Source organism: Exiguobacterium aurantiacum DSM 6208, from assembly GCF_000702585.1.
In the GTDB taxonomy this organism is placed as follows: Bacteria; Bacillota; Bacilli; order Exiguobacteriales; family Exiguobacteriaceae; genus Exiguobacterium; species Exiguobacterium aurantiacum.
In genome coordinates this window covers 75,534-90,397 of the sequence record NZ_JNIQ01000001.1, presented here as the reverse complement: position 1 = coordinate 90,397, position 14,864 = coordinate 75,534, and the positions used below count along the sequence as shown (strand labels likewise).

23 protein-coding genes are annotated in these 14,864 nt (G+C 51.1%); 18 read left to right on the top strand and 5 right to left on the bottom strand.

Annotated elements, in window-relative coordinates; translation table 11 throughout:
* Positions 1-127 precede the first annotated feature (127 nt).
* The 3 genes from P398_RS0100485 to P398_RS0100475 all read left to right on the top strand — a co-directional run bounded on the left by P398_RS0100485 (position 128) and on the right by P398_RS0100475 (position 3,120).
* A complete protein-coding gene (locus P398_RS0100485; RefSeq protein WP_029333724.1) occupies positions 128-661 on the top strand; it encodes a DUF3841 domain-containing protein in 534 nt (177 codons plus the stop codon).
* A complete protein-coding gene (locus P398_RS0100480) occupies positions 661-1,419 on the top strand; it encodes a nucleotidyltransferase domain-containing protein (protein WP_029333723.1) in 759 nt (252 codons plus the stop codon). Before P398_RS0100485 ends, P398_RS0100480 begins: the two co-directional genes overlap by 1 nt.
* A gap of 660 nt (positions 1,420-2,079) precedes the next feature.
* Positions 2,080-3,120 (top strand): flavin monoamine oxidase family protein, encoded by a 1,041-nt coding sequence (locus P398_RS0100475; RefSeq protein ID WP_029333722.1) that lies wholly within the window; start codon positions 2,080-2,082, stop codon positions 3,118-3,120.
* Between the two features lie 43 nt (positions 3,121-3,163).
* Here P398_RS0100475 and P398_RS0100470 read toward each other — a convergent pair whose 3' ends face one another.
* The gene (locus P398_RS0100470) at positions 3,164-3,595 is read right to left on the bottom strand and encodes a MarR family winged helix-turn-helix transcriptional regulator (protein ID WP_235263286.1); all 432 of its coding nucleotides are present in this window, start codon (positions 3,593-3,595) and stop codon (positions 3,164-3,166) included.
* A gap of 14 nt (positions 3,596-3,609) precedes the next feature.
* The gene (locus P398_RS0100465) at positions 3,610-4,815 is read right to left on the bottom strand and encodes an MFS transporter (RefSeq protein WP_024372044.1); all 1,206 of its coding nucleotides are present in this window, start codon (positions 4,813-4,815) and stop codon (positions 3,610-3,612) included.
* Positions 4,816-4,970: 155 nt separating this feature from the next.
* Between P398_RS0100465 and P398_RS0100460 the strand changes: the two genes are divergently transcribed.
* From P398_RS0100460 to P398_RS0100415, 10 genes are all read left to right on the top strand, one after another.
* Positions 4,971-5,438: a hypothetical protein gene (locus P398_RS0100460; protein WP_029333720.1), complete on the top strand. Its 468-nt coding sequence runs from the start codon at positions 4,971-4,973 to the stop codon at positions 5,436-5,438.
* An 86-nt stretch (positions 5,439-5,524) separates the two neighbouring features.
* The gene (locus P398_RS0100455; protein ID WP_029333719.1) at positions 5,525-5,977 is read left to right on the top strand and encodes a hypothetical protein; all 453 of its coding nucleotides are present in this window, start codon (positions 5,525-5,527) and stop codon (positions 5,975-5,977) included.
* Positions 5,974-6,423: a hypothetical protein gene (locus P398_RS0100450; RefSeq protein ID WP_029333718.1), complete on the top strand. Its 450-nt coding sequence runs from the start codon at positions 5,974-5,976 to the stop codon at positions 6,421-6,423. Before P398_RS0100455 ends, P398_RS0100450 begins: the two co-directional genes overlap by 4 nt.
* 128 nt (positions 6,424-6,551) lie before the next feature.
* Positions 6,552-6,884 carry a hypothetical protein gene (locus P398_RS0100445; RefSeq protein WP_147287420.1) on the top strand — a complete coding sequence of 111 codons (333 nt, stop codon included), beginning with the start codon at positions 6,552-6,554 and terminating at the stop codon, positions 6,882-6,884.
* Between the two features lie 10 nt (positions 6,885-6,894).
* Positions 6,895-7,377 (top strand): hypothetical protein, encoded by a 483-nt coding sequence (locus P398_RS0100440; protein ID WP_029333716.1) that lies wholly within the window; start codon positions 6,895-6,897, stop codon positions 7,375-7,377.
* Positions 7,378-7,392: 15 nt separating this feature from the next.
* Complete coding sequence (locus tag P398_RS0100435) at positions 7,393-7,881, top strand: hypothetical protein (RefSeq protein ID WP_029333715.1); 489 nt, start codon at positions 7,393-7,395, stop codon at positions 7,879-7,881.
* Positions 7,856-8,338 carry a hypothetical protein gene (locus P398_RS0100430; RefSeq protein WP_029333714.1) on the top strand — a complete coding sequence of 161 codons (483 nt, stop codon included), beginning with the start codon at positions 7,856-7,858 and terminating at the stop codon, positions 8,336-8,338. Before P398_RS0100435 ends, P398_RS0100430 begins: the two co-directional genes overlap by 26 nt.
* A gap of 92 nt (positions 8,339-8,430) precedes the next feature.
* On the top strand, positions 8,431-8,856 hold the full coding sequence (locus P398_RS0100425; protein WP_029333713.1) for a DMT family transporter: 426 nt from the start codon (positions 8,431-8,433) through the stop codon (positions 8,854-8,856).
* Positions 8,850-9,527, top strand: coding sequence for a Crp/Fnr family transcriptional regulator (locus tag P398_RS0100420; RefSeq protein WP_029333712.1), 678 nt, complete (start codon positions 8,850-8,852; stop codon positions 9,525-9,527). The genes P398_RS0100425 and P398_RS0100420 overlap by 7 nt, the downstream gene beginning before the upstream one ends.
* A gap of 12 nt (positions 9,528-9,539) precedes the next feature.
* On the top strand, positions 9,540-10,013 hold the full coding sequence (locus P398_RS0100415) for a DMT family transporter (protein ID WP_029333711.1): 474 nt from the start codon (positions 9,540-9,542) through the stop codon (positions 10,011-10,013).
* 2 nt (positions 10,014-10,015) lie between these two features.
* On the opposite strand, the gene P398_RS15965 is transcribed toward P398_RS0100415, so the two are convergent.
* On the bottom strand, positions 10,016-10,219 hold the full coding sequence (locus P398_RS15965; protein WP_034798748.1) for a hypothetical protein: 204 nt from the start codon (positions 10,217-10,219) through the stop codon (positions 10,016-10,018).
* Positions 10,220-10,298: 79 nt separating this feature from the next.
* Between P398_RS15965 and P398_RS0100410 the strand changes: the two genes are divergently transcribed.
* From P398_RS0100410 to P398_RS0100390, 5 genes are read left to right on the top strand one after another with little or no spacing between them, the layout of a single operon-like run.
* Complete coding sequence (locus P398_RS0100410; protein ID WP_029333710.1) at positions 10,299-10,787, top strand: hypothetical protein; 489 nt, start codon at positions 10,299-10,301, stop codon at positions 10,785-10,787.
* A gap of 18 nt (positions 10,788-10,805) precedes the next feature.
* The gene (locus tag P398_RS0100405; protein ID WP_029333709.1) at positions 10,806-11,597 is read left to right on the top strand and encodes an SMI1/KNR4 family protein; all 792 of its coding nucleotides are present in this window, start codon (positions 10,806-10,808) and stop codon (positions 11,595-11,597) included.
* A 58-nt stretch (positions 11,598-11,655) separates the two neighbouring features.
* The gene (locus P398_RS0100400; RefSeq protein WP_029333708.1) at positions 11,656-12,135 is read left to right on the top strand and encodes a hypothetical protein; all 480 of its coding nucleotides are present in this window, start codon (positions 11,656-11,658) and stop codon (positions 12,133-12,135) included.
* Positions 12,136-12,150: 15 nt separating this feature from the next.
* Entirely contained in the window at positions 12,151-12,636 is a 486-nt protein-coding gene (locus P398_RS0100395; protein WP_051638834.1) for a hypothetical protein, read from the top strand.
* Positions 12,637-12,651: 15 nt separating this feature from the next.
* A complete protein-coding gene (locus P398_RS0100390; protein WP_029333706.1) occupies positions 12,652-13,041 on the top strand; it encodes a hypothetical protein in 390 nt (129 codons plus the stop codon).
* A 247-nt stretch (positions 13,042-13,288) separates the two neighbouring features.
* Here the strand turns inward: P398_RS0100390 and P398_RS0100385 are convergent, their stop codons facing one another.
* A complete protein-coding gene (locus P398_RS0100385; RefSeq protein WP_029333705.1) occupies positions 13,289-14,017 on the bottom strand; it encodes an ATP-binding cassette domain-containing protein in 729 nt (242 codons plus the stop codon).
* A gap of 9 nt (positions 14,018-14,026) precedes the next feature.
* Positions 14,027-14,752: a hypothetical protein gene (locus P398_RS0100380; RefSeq protein WP_024372025.1), complete on the bottom strand. Its 726-nt coding sequence runs from the start codon at positions 14,750-14,752 to the stop codon at positions 14,027-14,029.
* Positions 14,753-14,864: the final 112 nt, after the last annotated feature.

The window sequence follows — 14,864 nt, the reverse complement described above, 5'->3', positions numbered from 1 at the left end:
TCCTCCTTGCAACGGTAATCCTAAACTAGTATACTTCCAAAATCATACAAATTGGAAGAAGAAATATTGATCTATCGTGAATCTTTTTATTCTGTACGCTATATTGATGAGAAAGGGAGGCTGACTTATGGCAATCTACTATACATACCAACACGCAGGCGCTTGGGAAGCAGCGAACAAGAGAGGCTATTTATTCGGCGACCCGAACTTTGGCATCTTTCAAGACGAGGACTACGCATATCATCGGCCCGCCTACGACTGGCTCGCGGGGCAGTATGAACAGCGAACTGGAATCTCCCTTCATGGGAATTATCCCGTCTGGTTGAGCGATACACGGCCGGATGTAGGACGAAGCGGTTACTTGGAGCCCGGAGAGCCGGGCGTTGTGCTGACAGTTGAGTTGCCCGATTCACACGTACTCGAACTCGAGGCAGGTTATTGGAACTTTGCAATGAATCGTTGGTTTCTGACGTTTGAAGACCGAGAAGCGAAAGACGAGAAAGAGTTGAAGGAATCGTGGGAGAAGATGTTCGACCGCGACTGGTGCGAGTCGATCGTCGAAGCGTATCCGGGGACGAACACGAAGTATCACTATCTCGTCGACCGGATTGAAGTCGGACACGTGCTCGACGTGGTGACGTTTACTGAGGTAGGTGTGTGATGGAGCTACCGACACGACTTGGGACAAACGAGGCGGGTTACATCATCAATCAAACAGACGTGACACAGATTCAACCGATGTTTCGACCACTGCTCGATAAGGTGATTCAGCTGTTGCGAGAAGAGTTTGCAAAAGCGTTACATAGCGTATATGTATACGGTAGCGTCGGGCGCGGGACGGCTATAGTCGAACAGTCGGATTTAGACGTGACAGTCATCCTCAATCAAGAGCTAGACATTGATGGATTGAAGTCACGGACCATGCTACTGTTACAGGAACATCCAGAAGTGATTAAAATCGATTACGATATCGGACTATTGCATACGGCGCTCGATCCTACCAATCATGTTGAATGGGGGTTTTGGTTACGTCATATGTGCGCATGCGTTTATGGGACGGACTTGTCTCACCGCTTTCCACATATGAAACCGGATGAGCGAATTAGCCGAGCGTTGAATCGAGATTTGTCCGATCAGTTACGAGAAGCGCAAGTAAAATTGAAGACAAGACGTATGACAGAAAAGGAAAAGAAGTCACTAATCAAACGGATGATTCGAGGCGCGTATTTGACAATCAACGTCGAAGATCAAAGTTTTGTATCGACAATCGCAGATAGTCTGTTTGTGTTGCGCCTCTATTTTCCGAACAGCAAAATCATAGGTGACTTAGAGCGAGGCATGGAGTCAGAAGAAATTCAGGATGACTGGTTGGGTAAGTTGATTGCACAGTATGAATCGTTGTTCCTTCCACGATTGTAGTCGTCGTTCAAAACGATTTCGGTTCGTCTAAATCATCAAAATATAATTCGACATAAAGCATTCCTACCAAAACGTATAGTTGAATCAATAACTTGAGCAAAACGGGAATGTAGATGACTTCAAAAAAACAATAATCCCTCGAATACGAGCATACATAGCAAGGTAAGAAAATACATGAACGTTTTACCTCTTTTGAATCGAGAAAAATAGGCGAATGTCTACGAGGAACGGATAAAGTAGCGTCATGACTGTATTGGACATGTTGGTAAAACCTTTCTAAACACGTTATCGTGTCTTACGTGGGAGATTGTCTGGTTTTGCTTGCCCTCGCCGGACATCCGAATCGAAATAAAGCATCGGGGCAAACAATCCTGCAAATAGATAAAGTACACTGACAACCTCTAGGAAGAGCGATTCTGAAATGCCATATCCAATGATGAGAATATGGACAGGGACGAAGCACAGTAAAAAGACATTGGACATGGCAGCTTCCGTTTTAATAAATCGAGATAACCCTCGCATGAACAAGATGTATGGTAATAAAAGATAATAAAAAAATCGTTTCATATGTAACGCCTTTCCCGAGCGATTCGCTCAAATCATGTATATGTATCGTTTTCAGTATAATAGGAACACCACATACAAAGAAGGTGCATTTTCATGAATCCATCAATTGCGATTATCGGAGCCGGCGTGAGCGGCTTGTATGCCGCGTCGCTCCTCATCGATAAAGGCTATGACGTTACCGTTTTTGAAGCACGCGACCGCATCGGGGGACGGGTGTTGAGCCATGACGGCTTCGACCTCGGTCCGACCTGGTATTGGCCGGATACGGAAAAGACGATGGTGCGGCTAGTCGACCAGCTCGACCTCCAAGTGTTCCCCCAACAAGCGACCGGTGACTTGATGCTCGAGCGTCAGTTCGGTGTCATCGAACGCCATACGCTTCCACCAGGACACGTGGTCCCATCGATGCGACTCGTCGGTGGCATGGCCAGCTTGACGACCGCACTCGCAGCAACCTTACCGCCCCATACGATTCAACTTCAGTCGACGGTCACCTCGATGAGACAGGTCGAGCGTGGAGTCGCCATCGAGCTCGAACGAGGAGAGACTGAAACGTTCACGCACGCCATCTTAGCCATCCCGCCTCGGCTCATCTCACGCATCGCGTTTCAACCAGAACTGTCTGAGACGACGAAAGCGAAGCTAGCGTCTATCCCGACTTGGATGGCCGGTCAGGCGAAAGTGCTCGCCGTTTACGATCATCCGTTTTGGCGGGACCAAGGCCAATCCGGTCAAGGGATGAGCTGGGCCGGGGTGCTGCAGGAGGTGCATGACGCCTCGCAACCGGATGGACTTGCGGCGTTATTCGGTTTCTTCCGATTACCTGCTACCGAGCGTGCGTTGCTCGAACGGGACGAGCTGAATCGTCGCGTCATTGATCAACTTGTACGACTATTCGGGGAAGAGGCGCGCCACCCGCGTGACGTCTTATTCGTCGATTGGGCGAGCGACCGATACACGGCGACGGTTGAAGATACGGCACCGATGATCGATTTTCCTGTCTATGGACCGATTCCAGTAGACGCCGGTTGGGCAAAGTATTTGTCTTTCGCCGGGACGGAAACGGACTCCTTCTTCGGCGGTCATGTCGAAGGGGCGCTTCGGTCAGCCATCCGTGTCGTCGAGCCATTCTAACCAAAAATGCGTATCCTCCCACACGTGGGACGATACGCATTTTTTATTTGAACCGTTGAATCATCAACGCGAGCGAGCGGTTGATCATTTTCATCTCCTCGTCCTCAAGGACAGAGAACATCTCTTCGGCGAGCCGTTCCTCGATGGCATCGATTTGCTTCGAGTATGCATGGCCGAGCGGACCGAGGCGGATGAAACTCTCACGCAGGTTGTCCGGGTTCTTCTTTTTCTGGACGAACTCACGCTGTTCGAGCACTTTGAGCACTTGGCTGACGGCGCTTTTCGAGATGTTCATCTTCGTCGCGATTTCTGTCGTCGTCCATGTCTCTTGTCGTTTGAAGAGGAGTAGCATCTGTTCTTGCTGATAGCTGAGTTGGAACTCGTTCAAATCGGTGAAGTATTTGGTGAACAATAAGTCGAGCTCGTCGATTTGACGATACATCTCGATGACTTGTTGTTTGCGTGTCTCGTTCAAAGGTCGTTCTCCTTTCATCGTGTGTGACGGAACGTCTGGCTCCGTACGAATAAGAGGCCACTAAGCGCCAATCCGATTATACCAAACGTGATGAGTAACGTTTGAATCGGCACAGCGAGCGCGACGAGTACGGACAAGACGGCGAAGGCGACCGGTTCGAGACCGGACGCGGCGAGCGCCATGATGCTCATGACACGACCAATCTTGTCTTGGTCGCTATGTTCCTGCATGAGTGTGACCGCCGGCAAGTAGACGAGCATCAACATGAAGCCGCTCAGCGCCGCCGTCAACGCGAGCATCGGAATCGATTGGGCTTGCGTATACAAGAGGAACGCGGCAATTGTCAGCAACAAAGCGCGGAAGACGAACCGGCCGCGATGGACCGAGCGCATCAGCAAGACGAGGAAGCTCGCGACGAACGTCCCGACGGCAAGACCGCCCTCAATGACGCTCAAGTCAAACGCCGTGCCGCCACGCTCGCCGACGAGGATTGGGATACTCATGATGAGTGGCCCCATGACGAACAGGTTGACGATGGCGATGGAGAGCGTCCCGCTCCGTAAAATCGGGGTATGCGAGACGTAGCGAATCCCTTCTTTTAAGTCGACGATGACGTGAGCGAGGGACATGACATGCGCCGCCGGGATTCGGTCTTGAATCAGGCGCGGCATGATCAACAAAGCGGCGAGGAAGATGAGTCCGGCCGCCGTCCCGAAACTGAGCCCGAACCCGCCCCATGTCAACAGTAGTCCTGCTAAGAAGGGACCGATGACAAACATGAGCTCGAGCGAGCCTTGGAACAAGGAGTTGGCCCGTTGCAACTCGTGCTGTTTGACGAGGGACGGGATGAGGGACGAGAGGGCCGGGTACGACATGCCGTCCAAAATCCCGAAGATGACGGAAATCCCGATGAGTGCCGCGACCGAGTAGAGGTCGAGTAGATGAAGGCTCAAGACAGCCAACATGAGTGCGGCCTGGCCGAGGTTCGTCAAAAATAAGAGCCGACTCTTTTGGAAGCGGTCGGCGAAGACGCCGCCGAACACCATCATCACGACACGCGGAAGCGAGACGGCGGTCAAAATGATTCCGAGCAAAGCCGGCTGTTGTAACACATCGATTGTGAGCCACGACACGCTCAAGAAGAAGATGGAGAAGCCGAGCGTCAGCGTCATCCCGGACAGCCATGTGAAGACGAATCGTGGATTGTGAAGCAAATTCATAAGATAACCTCATGCTTTCTTTATTAAAGTTAAGTTAACTAAACTATAAAACGAGATTCAACTTTAGTCAATCAACTTGCACAGGTCATAAAATTGTAAAATAACGGAACTTTCTTGGTCGTGTATACGTATAATGAGAGAAAGAGGTGAATGAAATGTTAAAGCAACAACGATTGAACGTCATTCGTGAGACGAATCGGGCATGGTGGATTGGTCGTCTCGGGTTGGCGATTCCGGCAGCGATCGGCGTATATCTGCTGATGACAGTAGAAGCAAGGAGCTGGATTGGATTGCCTCTACTCGGTCTCCTTATTGTGTTGAGTGCACGACTGTTTACGAAAGAGGCAGACGAGTTGAGACGGTTGACGGACCACCCGGATGTCAAACGCATCATCACGATGCAATATCGGCTCGAGGTGCTCTTCATCTTTTTACTCGCCGTAGTGAATCCGCTCGCGATTCGCTTGATGGTCTGGTCATGGGTGCCGTTCGTTCTCTTTTTCGGGGCCGCCTTATGCATTTTATACATACAAGCAATGTTCGACGAACGGATTCGTCGACTCGATCCCGAACAGCCGACACGGCGTGACGTACGTGATGCCCGTTTTTCTAGCAAGGCGTAACAAGTAGAGGCTACCTCACTTCGTGTTACGCAATCGACCGACGCACAGAGAAATTGAACGTATTCGGATTCAAAGTGGGATATACGATGAAGGGAAAACGAGAAATGACAAATCAAACATTGAGACGGCTACGCCGTGAACGGATATGGCTTCGAATCGGATTGGCCATCCCGGTAGGTGTGCTTGTCCTGTTATACACAGAGTCAGCAATCCATTACCTGACATATGCCGTAGGGATGGGAGTGGCATCCCTTTTTACAGCGGTTGTTCTCGCACGTCGAGCGAACAACGTGACACTAGATACACCGGCACCTGTGAAACGCATCGTTCGTCAATTGTATGGCATTGATTTCTTAATGATTGCGTGGCTCGGTATCGCTTTTCCGTTTTCAGTAAAGTTTGGTCTTTCACCCATTTCAATCATCATCACCCTTCTACTAGGACTGTTCGTCTTATTAACCATCCAATGGATTCTCGAAGGAAAGTTGAGAACATCGCTTCATAGTGAAGCCATAATAAACAAAGGAGACACGAGATGAACAAACAACAGCGACTCACGACAATGAAGCAAGGGAATCGGAAGTGGTTCTTTCTGCGTGTTACTTTTGCGATTCCGTTCGCTGTACTGCTGTTTTTACTGCTACAGACAACTACGCAGGAATTCCTATACGGAGTCCTGCTCGTTTTGACGACGTTGCTGTATGGGTATGCCCTCCAGCGGGAGTATCGATTCATGAGCAGTTTCACGGAGCATGTCCGTACGAAACGCCTCATCTCGATCCAGTATGTGTTTGATTATGTGTTGATTCTCTTTATCGGACTCGTATTTCCGTGGCTAATGAAATCGGAGGCGGTCAGTTGGTTGCCATTCGTCGGCTTCACGGTCGGTATTTTCATTCTCTCGGTTTCAGAACGGGCATTAGATGAAAAAGTGAGACAAAGCGATTCCGAGCAACCGATGCGACGTGAAGTGAGGGGATGGTGAGCTAAGGAGATGACAAAACAAGAACGCATCAATGCCATCTATAAATCGAACATGAAGATGGCAGTCCTACAAGGGCTCACTACCTTTCCGATGACATTTTTTACGGTCGGCTTGATTCGTTCAAATTCATGGAATGGATGGTATGTGCTCGGTATCGCTGTTTGCTTGTTGCTTCCTTCTTTAAAGCGAATCGAATCGAGGCGAATATGACTGAACACGAATCGGCCAAGCGAATCATCACACGGCGGAACGGATTCCTATTCGGGGTATTTGTGATGTCTATTCTCTCGGTCGCATTGACGCTCAAACTCGGATGGACCTACGCATGGATTTTGATTGTGACCGGTGGCGTTCTCTACGTCGGATACCGATGGATTCGACGACAAGACGAGCGATTGTCTGCTATCGATCCGGAGCATCCATTGTTTCGTGAGATGCGACTCGATTACGTGAGAGATTAGGAGGGATATGATGGAACGGGAAGCCAGACTATCTAAATTAGTGAACATCAAGAAGCGATATCATCGCATCGTCATCGCGAGCACGCTCTTCATTTTGGGGGCATCATTATACTTCATGATGGACCTTGTGTATTCCGGTGCGCTCGCTGTCATCAGTCTCGTTCCGATGATGTGGGTCGAGTGGAGGCAGACACGCGCCTATCTCACGTTCAACCGCGACCGTTTATATCAACGTCTCATTCGGCTGAATTTTGCGATTCTCTGTTTCACGTTCGTCTTGCTGTTTAGCCTCGTCGCTTTGCTTTTGACCGGAAACATTCACCGAGACGCTCTTATGTGGGTGATCATCCTCGGGGGTCCACCGTCAGTCTTATGGCCATTTTGGCTGGACCGGAAGTTGCTCGAAATCGATTCGGAGCACGTGACGTCTAGCATGTTGGCGAAAGCGAACCGTGCGAAGTCGAAGCATCAACTTGATGAAATACAAGAATAAAAGGACGACATGACTATGACGAAACAAGAACGGATTCAAGCGTTAGGCCAATATCGAGAAAAACATCAACGCAGTAGTCTTTGGCTGACAATGGCACTCATCTTCTTCAACTCGTTCACGTTAGGGTTTGAGGACTTCTGGTGGGTATGGGGGATTGGGTCCCTACTCGTATCAATCGGTCTAGTGCGTATCATGCTCCGTGAAGGAAAGAAAGCGATGACGCTTACGACCGGACGTGGCGAATTGCTTACAAAGCGCTTGTATGGCATGTATCCTCTTTGGATGGTGTGGGTCACAGCGGCGGTGATTTTCAGTCGTTTGGGCGTCCCGATCATCGGATGGATGGTTTACGGTGTCTGTTCGGTGATGTTAGGGTGGCATCATTACACGACACGTCGACAGCTCGAGCACGTTGACCCAAATCAGCCGACCCGAAACGACATCTCGCGGTTCTACCGCTCGTACGAGAGGAGTACATATGGTAACGAAAGAAACACGAATTAAACAGTTGTTGGAGCAAGACGACGTCCATTGGCGCTGGCGCTGGGGCGTTTGGTTTGTCGGGATCGTCGTGACGATCCTTGTGAGCGGCGCTTCCCCGAGATGGGTGCCTTTCAGTACGCTCGTCCTCTTTTTCCCGTATCTCTGTTTGGAGTGGCGGAAGACGAAACTGTTACTGACGTTCAATGAGGATCGACGCTACAGTCGGCTCATCTATTTCGAGTTTGCCTCTCTCTGGCTTCAGTTTGTTGTGTATCTCGGCCTTGTGATTGGCTACCTCGCGGAAAGCCTGTCACTGCCATGGCTGCTTGGTATCATCGGTGGGGTCTCGACGTTGACGTTCGGGGTCTCGCGCTTCTTGCAGCGACGCATCCGTCAGATTGACCCGGCACACGTCACGAATAAGCAACTGTCGGTCGCGAAAGAAGAGCGATTGGAAGCATATCGCGCAGGTCTATGATTCGTCATGGCCTTTTTTTCATGGTTCAGGACATCTGTCCTTTATCGAAGCTGTCCATTATTGTTAACTAAAGAAAAAAGGGGGAGATGGAGATGCGCGGTGTCTTGTTCGCTATCAGCGGCGGTTTCTTTTTGACCTTACAAAGTGTGGCCAATGCCAATATCAGTTCTGCGATCGGTACATGGCAGGCGGCGACGCTCACCCAGCTGACCGGTTTTATCGTGGCGCTCCTCATCATGCTCCTCGTCCGCGACCGGACGTATCGCGAGATGCGACATGTGAAGCCACTCTATCTGTCAGGCGGAGCCTTCGCGGCGCTCATCTTGTTCAGCAACATGACGGCTGTGCACACGCTCGGCGTCACGCTCACGATTTCGTTGTTTTTAATCGCCCAGCTCGCGCTTGCCCTCGTCATTGACGGACGTGGCTGGTTCGGGATGGTGCGACGTCGTTTGAACGTCACGCAACTTATCGGTGTGGCGATGATGGTTGCCGGGGTGGTGTTGTTGAAATGGTAGGGAACGAGCAAGTGGAACGCTACATGAGCCAAGTCGGGCTCGACGAGGTGTTGCCGCGCGCGGCATGGCCCGATTTGACGCTCGTCCGTTACGCACCGGGGGCGACGATTTGTACGCAAGGTGACGCAGCCCATGCACTCCGTTTTCTCGTCAACGGGAAGATACGCGTCTCTCACACGTCGGCTGCGGGGAAGCGGCTCGTCTTGTCGTTCAAGCAACCGCTCGACTTGATCGGGGACATCGAATATGTGCAGCGGACTCCTTATTTGAACACGGTCGAGGCGGTGACGACCGGCGAGATGCTTGTCATTTCGTTCGAGGCGTTGGCGTGTCACGCGACTGAAGACGTCATTTGGCTCAACTACTTATTAGCGGAGATCACCCGCAAGTTCGAGCGAAAGTCGCAATCGATGAGCTTCAACTTGTTTTATCCGATCGACGTCCGGCTCGCGAGTTATTTGTTGTCGATGACACCTGAGACGACGACGCTTGGCTCGACGGTCGATGAGTTGACCGACATCGCCGATTTGATTGGGACGAGCTATCGGCACGTCAATCGGACACTCAAACGGTTCGTCGAGGACGGGTTGATTGAACGGGACAGACGGTCGATCACGGTCGTCGATCGGAATCGTCTCATTGATGTGGCGGGAGAGAGTATTTATGAGTGAGGAGGGAAACGTATGGCCATCGGGATGATGCTTGCCGTGTTCGGCGGGATGCTCGTTTGTATCCAAAACACGTTCAATGCGAACGTGAAGCGACGCGTCGGCGCGTGGGCCACGACGACGCTCGTCCTCGGGCTTGGCTTCTTCGCATCGCTCGTCGCGGGACTAATCAGTGATGGGACGGCCTTGTTTGCCGTCACGGGGATGGAGACGTGGTATTGGTTCAGTGGCATTATCGGGGTCGGTGTCGTCATGAGCGTGACACAAAGCGTCGAGCGGCTCGGCCCGAGTTACGCCATCTCCATTGTCATGGTGTCACAAATCCTGTTCGCGCTCCTCTGGGACACACTCGGTTGGTTCGGGCTCGAGGCGATTCCGTTCACGTGGAAGACGGTCGTCGGCATCATCTTGATTGTCGGCGGGGTGTTGCTGTTTCAATTGAGCGGGAAAGAAAAAGTAGTGAATGAGCGCGTCCGACGCGTCGGATGACGTTAAAACGACTTCCCGCAACTATGACAAGTCTGCCCGTGTTCCTGCCTTCTGACAGAGGTTTGGCAATGCGGGCATGTTGTCGTTTGCGACTCTCTCGGATAAAACGTCGAACGATGCTCGAAAGGGGAGCGGTGATGCGGTTTCCAGCTGAAGAGGATGAACACGACGGCACCGAGTAAAGCGATTAAGATGAGGATATCCATATGAAAGCCTCCTAATTATTGGTATGCTATTCTTATGTACGCAACTCATAAGCATTTGGTTTCAAGGGGGAATGAAAAGATGACACGTGAAGAACGAGTCGAGCAGTTATATTCACGCAATCGAACCGGGATCGTGATGTTGATCGCTACATTTTTAAGCGGACTCGCGGGCGGCCTTTGGTTTTTTTCAGGAGGCGCTTATGAACAGATCGCCGCATTCGTCTTCTTTTTCATCGTCGCGTTGCCGCTCGGCTTTGTCGCATGGCGTAAGACGCGGACGCTGTTGACGTTCAATGAGGATAAACGGTATCGGCGCTGGATTCGCTTCAAAGGGCTTTTGAATATCGTCTTACTGTTTGGCATGATGGGGATATTGTCGCTCTTTGCATCAGGATTCGTTCCATTATCATTGTTCACAAGTACCGTGGTGAGTTTGTCGATCGGCTATTTGTTCATCGAGATGGTGGTGGATCGACGCCTGATTCAAATCGATGACGAGCACGTCGCCGATAGCCTGCTTGGATTGACGAAACGGGAGCGGATGAAACGGCATTGGGAGGAAGAATAAAGTGGGAGTGATGAAAGCATGATATGGAGACAGGACCCGGACGATTCGAATCGGTTGCCCGAATTGACAGACGAAGTATTGGTAGCAGTCGAGACGCGCCTCGGGGTGAAGCTCCCGGACGACTATCTTGAAGCGATTCGTATCCAAAACGGTGGTGGCGTCGAGCCACGTGACTTGCCGATTGTGTGGAACGGACAAGACGACATCGCGCTCGTCGACTCGATTGCCGGCGTCGGTCTATCGGACGGCTTGATTCAATCGAAGGCGCTATTGACCGAGTGGGGCGTCGCGGATGACCGGTTGATCGCCTTCGCAGGTGATGGACACTTCTTCCTCGCGTTCGACTATCGCGAGAGCGCGACGCCAAAGATTGCGTATATCGACACGGACAGCGAACAGATTGATGTCCTATTCGACTCGTTCCGAGCATTCACCGAAGCGCTCACGACGGTCGAGTTCGAGCCGTTCACTGGACTCGCTGAGGGGGAGGCGTTGATCGATTATGCGCGGCGTCAACTATACAGCACCGATAAGCGTGAGAAGGCGAAGGGAGCGAACACGTGGTTGAACGGAGTCGACATGCTTGGCACAGACGAGCTCGTCACGGAATTACTGACATGGATGAACGACGAGACGCTCCGAGACGAAGCGATTTATACGATGCAACATTTGATTGTGGCGCGGAGGCTTCAAGAAGAATCATCGATTGAAGCATTCTTTAAAGGGCTTCGACAGCACGACGACCCGTACAGTAAACAAACTTATGAGGAGACGAAATATATCCTCGAGCATGACATTCCGTTCGAGTGAAACCTTTTAAACGATCGATTCGTAAAAGAAGGAAATGAGATTTAGCTAGGAGGATTGGATGATTGACCATACAGTAAGACTAGAACGCATGATTGAGAACGACCGCAAACGACAAAAGCAGACGCTGTATCCGACATTCGGTTTCATCGCGCTGTTCATTATCTATTTTATGACGACAGATGTGCTGCTCCTATTGCCCATCATCTTGGTCGGGCAGTTCCCGATGCTTTATAAGAGTTGGCATCGGATGAAACTGTTGCTCACGTTCAATGACGACGCCCGCTATCAAGAAAAAGTACGGTCCGAGTTCGGATTGGCCGTCGGGAACCTCGTCTTCCTCTTGCTGTTGATCACGAGCTCGATTCTTGGTTGGATTACGCTGCTGACGCTCATCATCGTCGTACTCGTCGGCTTGATCACGTTCATCGTGCTCGGCTATCGCATCGACCGTGAGTTGAAAGCGATTGACCCGGAGCATGTGACCGGAACAGAGCTCAGCAAAGCGCAAGTCGAGCGTCAAAAACGAAAGATATCATGATGGGGGACATTCAATATGGTTGAAAAAGAACAACGCGTCAAACAAATGGTCGAGAACGACCGCAACGTGAACAAGACTGCGCTCTTGCTCACGTTCATGATTTTAGGGATCGCCTTCTACTTCATCTTCACGCAAGAGATTTCGCTCGTGACGTTCGCCGTCATCATCATGGCGACCCAGTTGCCGAGCTTGTACCGCGCCTGGCATCGGATGAAGTTACTGCTCACGTTTAACGACGAGGGGCGCTATCAGAAGTTCGTCCGTCTCGAGTTCGGGATCGTGCTCGCGAACGTCGTCTTGCTCGGTCTCTTCATCGCCATCGCCTGGTCGATTGAAGGTTCGCTCGTCGTGTTTGCAGTCATGTTGCTCGCACTGTTCATCCCGTTCATTTTCTTGTCGGTGTGGGTGAACCGGAAGCTCGAACTGATCGATCCGAACCATGTGAACAATCACGAGCTCCGGATGGCACATCGGGAAGCAACGAAAAATCGGCTTAACTGACAAGGAGGAAGATGGATGAACCGGACACTGCTCGCTTGCTTATTCGCTCCGCTCCTCCTGCTCGCCGCATGTGGCGAACAAGGGCGAGAGCTCGTCGTCGGCACGTACAAAAATGAAGAGACGGTCGTCTTCTCAGAGACATCGGTTCAGGACGAAGCCGACATTAACCGCTTCATCGAGATTGTGGAAGCGAGTCCTGCGATTGAGGTTGAGATAGAAGGGTTACCCGACTACGTCGTGACGATCAACAACCCGGCGGAGTCGACGATGGAATTGATGGTGAACATTTGGGAGGACGAAGCGGGAACGATGCAGTTCACGAGAGGGATCGCTGGAGAAGACGTGTTTGAGATGAATCCAACCGATGCCGAAGAAGTCCGTGACCTCCTTCAGTTAGAAGAATGAGTAAGACGAAAGTAGATGCGAAGCGATGCAATTAACAGATAGTATGTGGCAACTGATCAATTTCGTCCTACCGTTTTGTGCGGCATGGATTGGCTTCATGGTCGTCTACCGTTGGATGGAAAAATAGAACCCAGCCTCTGATTCGTCAGAGGCTGGGTTTCTTATGAAAACATACCAATCAAACAGCCGCAGATGACCATGCCGGCAGTATAAAACTTGAAGCGATGCCGTTCCCAAAATGATTCGGTCATCGTGTCACCGCCACTTCCGTGAGGTCACCCTCGACCATTTGAAGAAACGCCTCGTCCGGATCAGTCGTCCCAGACGCCGTGAGCCAGTCGTCGTAGCTACCCTCATAAAGAACGCACCCTTCATGTAAGAAAATGACGTGGGCATCGAGCTGGGCGAGGTCATGCAACTGATGGGTCGAGATGAGACACGTCCGACCGTCTTCGACGAGCCGCTGAATCCGGCGCATGATTTGGATGCGTGACGCCGGATCGACCCCGCTCGTCGGTTCGTCGAACAAGTAAAGCGCACGTTTCACCGACGAGAGGAGTGTGACGAACAGCCATTTGCGTTCGCCGACCGACATCTTTCCGAGTTTCATCTTCCACAAATGTTCGAACCGTTCTTGTTCCCGAGCGCTCGAAAGCCCATTCATGTATGTCTCAAGACGTTTGAAATCGGGACGTTTCGTGAGGCGGCCGATGAAATACGTCAAGTCTTTTCCGGTCAGCTCATTGTGATACATCATATGTTGCGTCAAATAGAGCATGTCCGTCGACGGGACGAGCTGAAGCGTGTCCGCTTCGATTGGGAGCGTCCCGGTCATACAGTCGAAGAGTGTCGTCTTCCCGGCTCCGTTCAGCCCGATTAAGACGTTTAATTTATGCGGGTGGAGCGTGAACGAGACGCTGTCGAGCACGGGACGTGTCGCTTTCGGATACGTATAGCGTAACTGTTGGATATGCATGATTTCCTCCTAGCGTGTGACCGATGAGATCAAATTGAAGCGCTGGATGGCGAACAGTCCGACGAAGACGTATCCGACAAGAGCGAATAGCGTCATCATGAGATTAAACGACACATCCACTTGGGCGACGGTGTGGACGATGGCGAGCGATAATTGAAGTAGCGCGTAAAACGGGTTCGCATAGCCGAACCAGACGTCCGGCTGTTTAATCGCCAAATAAAACAACGGAAAGGCGAGCAGGTTCGCGAATCGCATCAAGCTTGATACTTTGACGGGGAGAAGTGTAAGCGCGACGCTACCGAGCGCGAACGGGATGCTCCCGAGTAAGAGCAGTAGCGGCGTGACGAGATAGCTAAGCGCGAACTGGCCGTGGACGAGCGTGACGACGATCGTGAAGAGCGACAGGCTTATGGCGGCGAACACGAGCTGGGCCGATAAGATGGCGAGTATGTACGTATACTTGTTGCCTGAGATCATGACGTACGTCTTCATGAGACCATACTCTCGCATCCGGGCGAGCTCGAGGCCGATTCCGTTCAAGTAAGTCGCGAGGATGATGTAAACCCAAAAGGAAGACAAGTACATGGCGTAATCCGACGCGGCCATCGTTTGAACATCTGGCGGGCTGTACAAGAGGGCGATGCCAAGTGGGATGCCCATCATCATCACGAACGGAATTTTATCTGTGAGGACGATTTTGATGTACATAAAGAAATAACTTGAAATTTGATGCATAAGACACCTCATTGTCATTACAAGATTTTAACAATGTATACGCTTCATAAATGTAAAAAGTTTCAAAAACCCTTCGAAACAGTAACGATCTGTTCCAAAGGGTCGTTTCTTG

Bases quoted from the DNA above. Each gene is read 5' to 3' on its own strand.
- P398_RS0100485 (WP_029333724.1), top strand. From the start codon at position 128: ATGGCAATCTACTATACATACCAACACGCAGGCGCTTGGGAAGCAGCG.
- P398_RS0100480 (WP_029333723.1), top strand. From the start codon at position 661: ATGGAGCTACCGACACGACTTGGGACAAACGAGGCGGGTTACATCATC.
- P398_RS0100475 (WP_029333722.1), top strand. From the start codon at position 2,080: ATGAATCCATCAATTGCGATTATCGGAGCCGGCGTGAGCGGCTTGTAT.
- P398_RS0100465 (WP_024372044.1), bottom strand. From the start codon at position 4,815: ATGAATTTGCTTCACAATCCACGATTCGTCTTCACATGGCTGTCCGGG.
- P398_RS0100460 (WP_029333720.1), top strand. From the start codon at position 4,971: ATGTTAAAGCAACAACGATTGAACGTCATTCGTGAGACGAATCGGGCA.
- P398_RS0100455 (WP_029333719.1), top strand. From the start codon at position 5,525: ATGAAGGGAAAACGAGAAATGACAAATCAAACATTGAGACGGCTACGC.
- P398_RS0100450 (WP_029333718.1), top strand. From the start codon at position 5,974: ATGAACAAACAACAGCGACTCACGACAATGAAGCAAGGGAATCGGAAG.
- P398_RS0100445 (WP_147287420.1), top strand. From the start codon at position 6,552: ATGGAATGGATGGTATGTGCTCGGTATCGCTGTTTGCTTGTTGCTTCC.
- P398_RS0100440 (WP_029333716.1), top strand. From the start codon at position 6,895: ATGGAACGGGAAGCCAGACTATCTAAATTAGTGAACATCAAGAAGCGA.
- P398_RS0100435 (WP_029333715.1), top strand. From the start codon at position 7,393: ATGACGAAACAAGAACGGATTCAAGCGTTAGGCCAATATCGAGAAAAA.
- P398_RS0100430 (WP_029333714.1), top strand. From the start codon at position 7,856: ATGGTAACGAAAGAAACACGAATTAAACAGTTGTTGGAGCAAGACGAC.
- P398_RS0100425 (WP_029333713.1), top strand. From the start codon at position 8,431: ATGCGCGGTGTCTTGTTCGCTATCAGCGGCGGTTTCTTTTTGACCTTA.
- P398_RS0100420 (WP_029333712.1), top strand. From the start codon at position 8,850: ATGGTAGGGAACGAGCAAGTGGAACGCTACATGAGCCAAGTCGGGCTC.
- P398_RS0100415 (WP_029333711.1), top strand. From the start codon at position 9,540: ATGGCCATCGGGATGATGCTTGCCGTGTTCGGCGGGATGCTCGTTTGT.
- P398_RS15965 (WP_034798748.1), bottom strand. From the start codon at position 10,219: ATGGATATCCTCATCTTAATCGCTTTACTCGGTGCCGTCGTGTTCATC.
- P398_RS0100410 (WP_029333710.1), top strand. From the start codon at position 10,299: ATGACACGTGAAGAACGAGTCGAGCAGTTATATTCACGCAATCGAACC.
- P398_RS0100405 (WP_029333709.1), top strand. From the start codon at position 10,806: ATGATATGGAGACAGGACCCGGACGATTCGAATCGGTTGCCCGAATTG.
- P398_RS0100400 (WP_029333708.1), top strand. From the start codon at position 11,656: ATGATTGACCATACAGTAAGACTAGAACGCATGATTGAGAACGACCGC.
- P398_RS0100395 (WP_051638834.1), top strand. From the start codon at position 12,151: ATGGTTGAAAAAGAACAACGCGTCAAACAAATGGTCGAGAACGACCGC.
- P398_RS0100390 (WP_029333706.1), top strand. From the start codon at position 12,652: ATGAACCGGACACTGCTCGCTTGCTTATTCGCTCCGCTCCTCCTGCTC.
- P398_RS0100385 (WP_029333705.1), bottom strand. From the start codon at position 14,017: ATGCATATCCAACAGTTACGCTATACGTATCCGAAAGCGACACGTCCC.
- P398_RS0100380 (WP_024372025.1), bottom strand. From the start codon at position 14,752: ATGCATCAAATTTCAAGTTATTTCTTTATGTACATCAAAATCGTCCTC.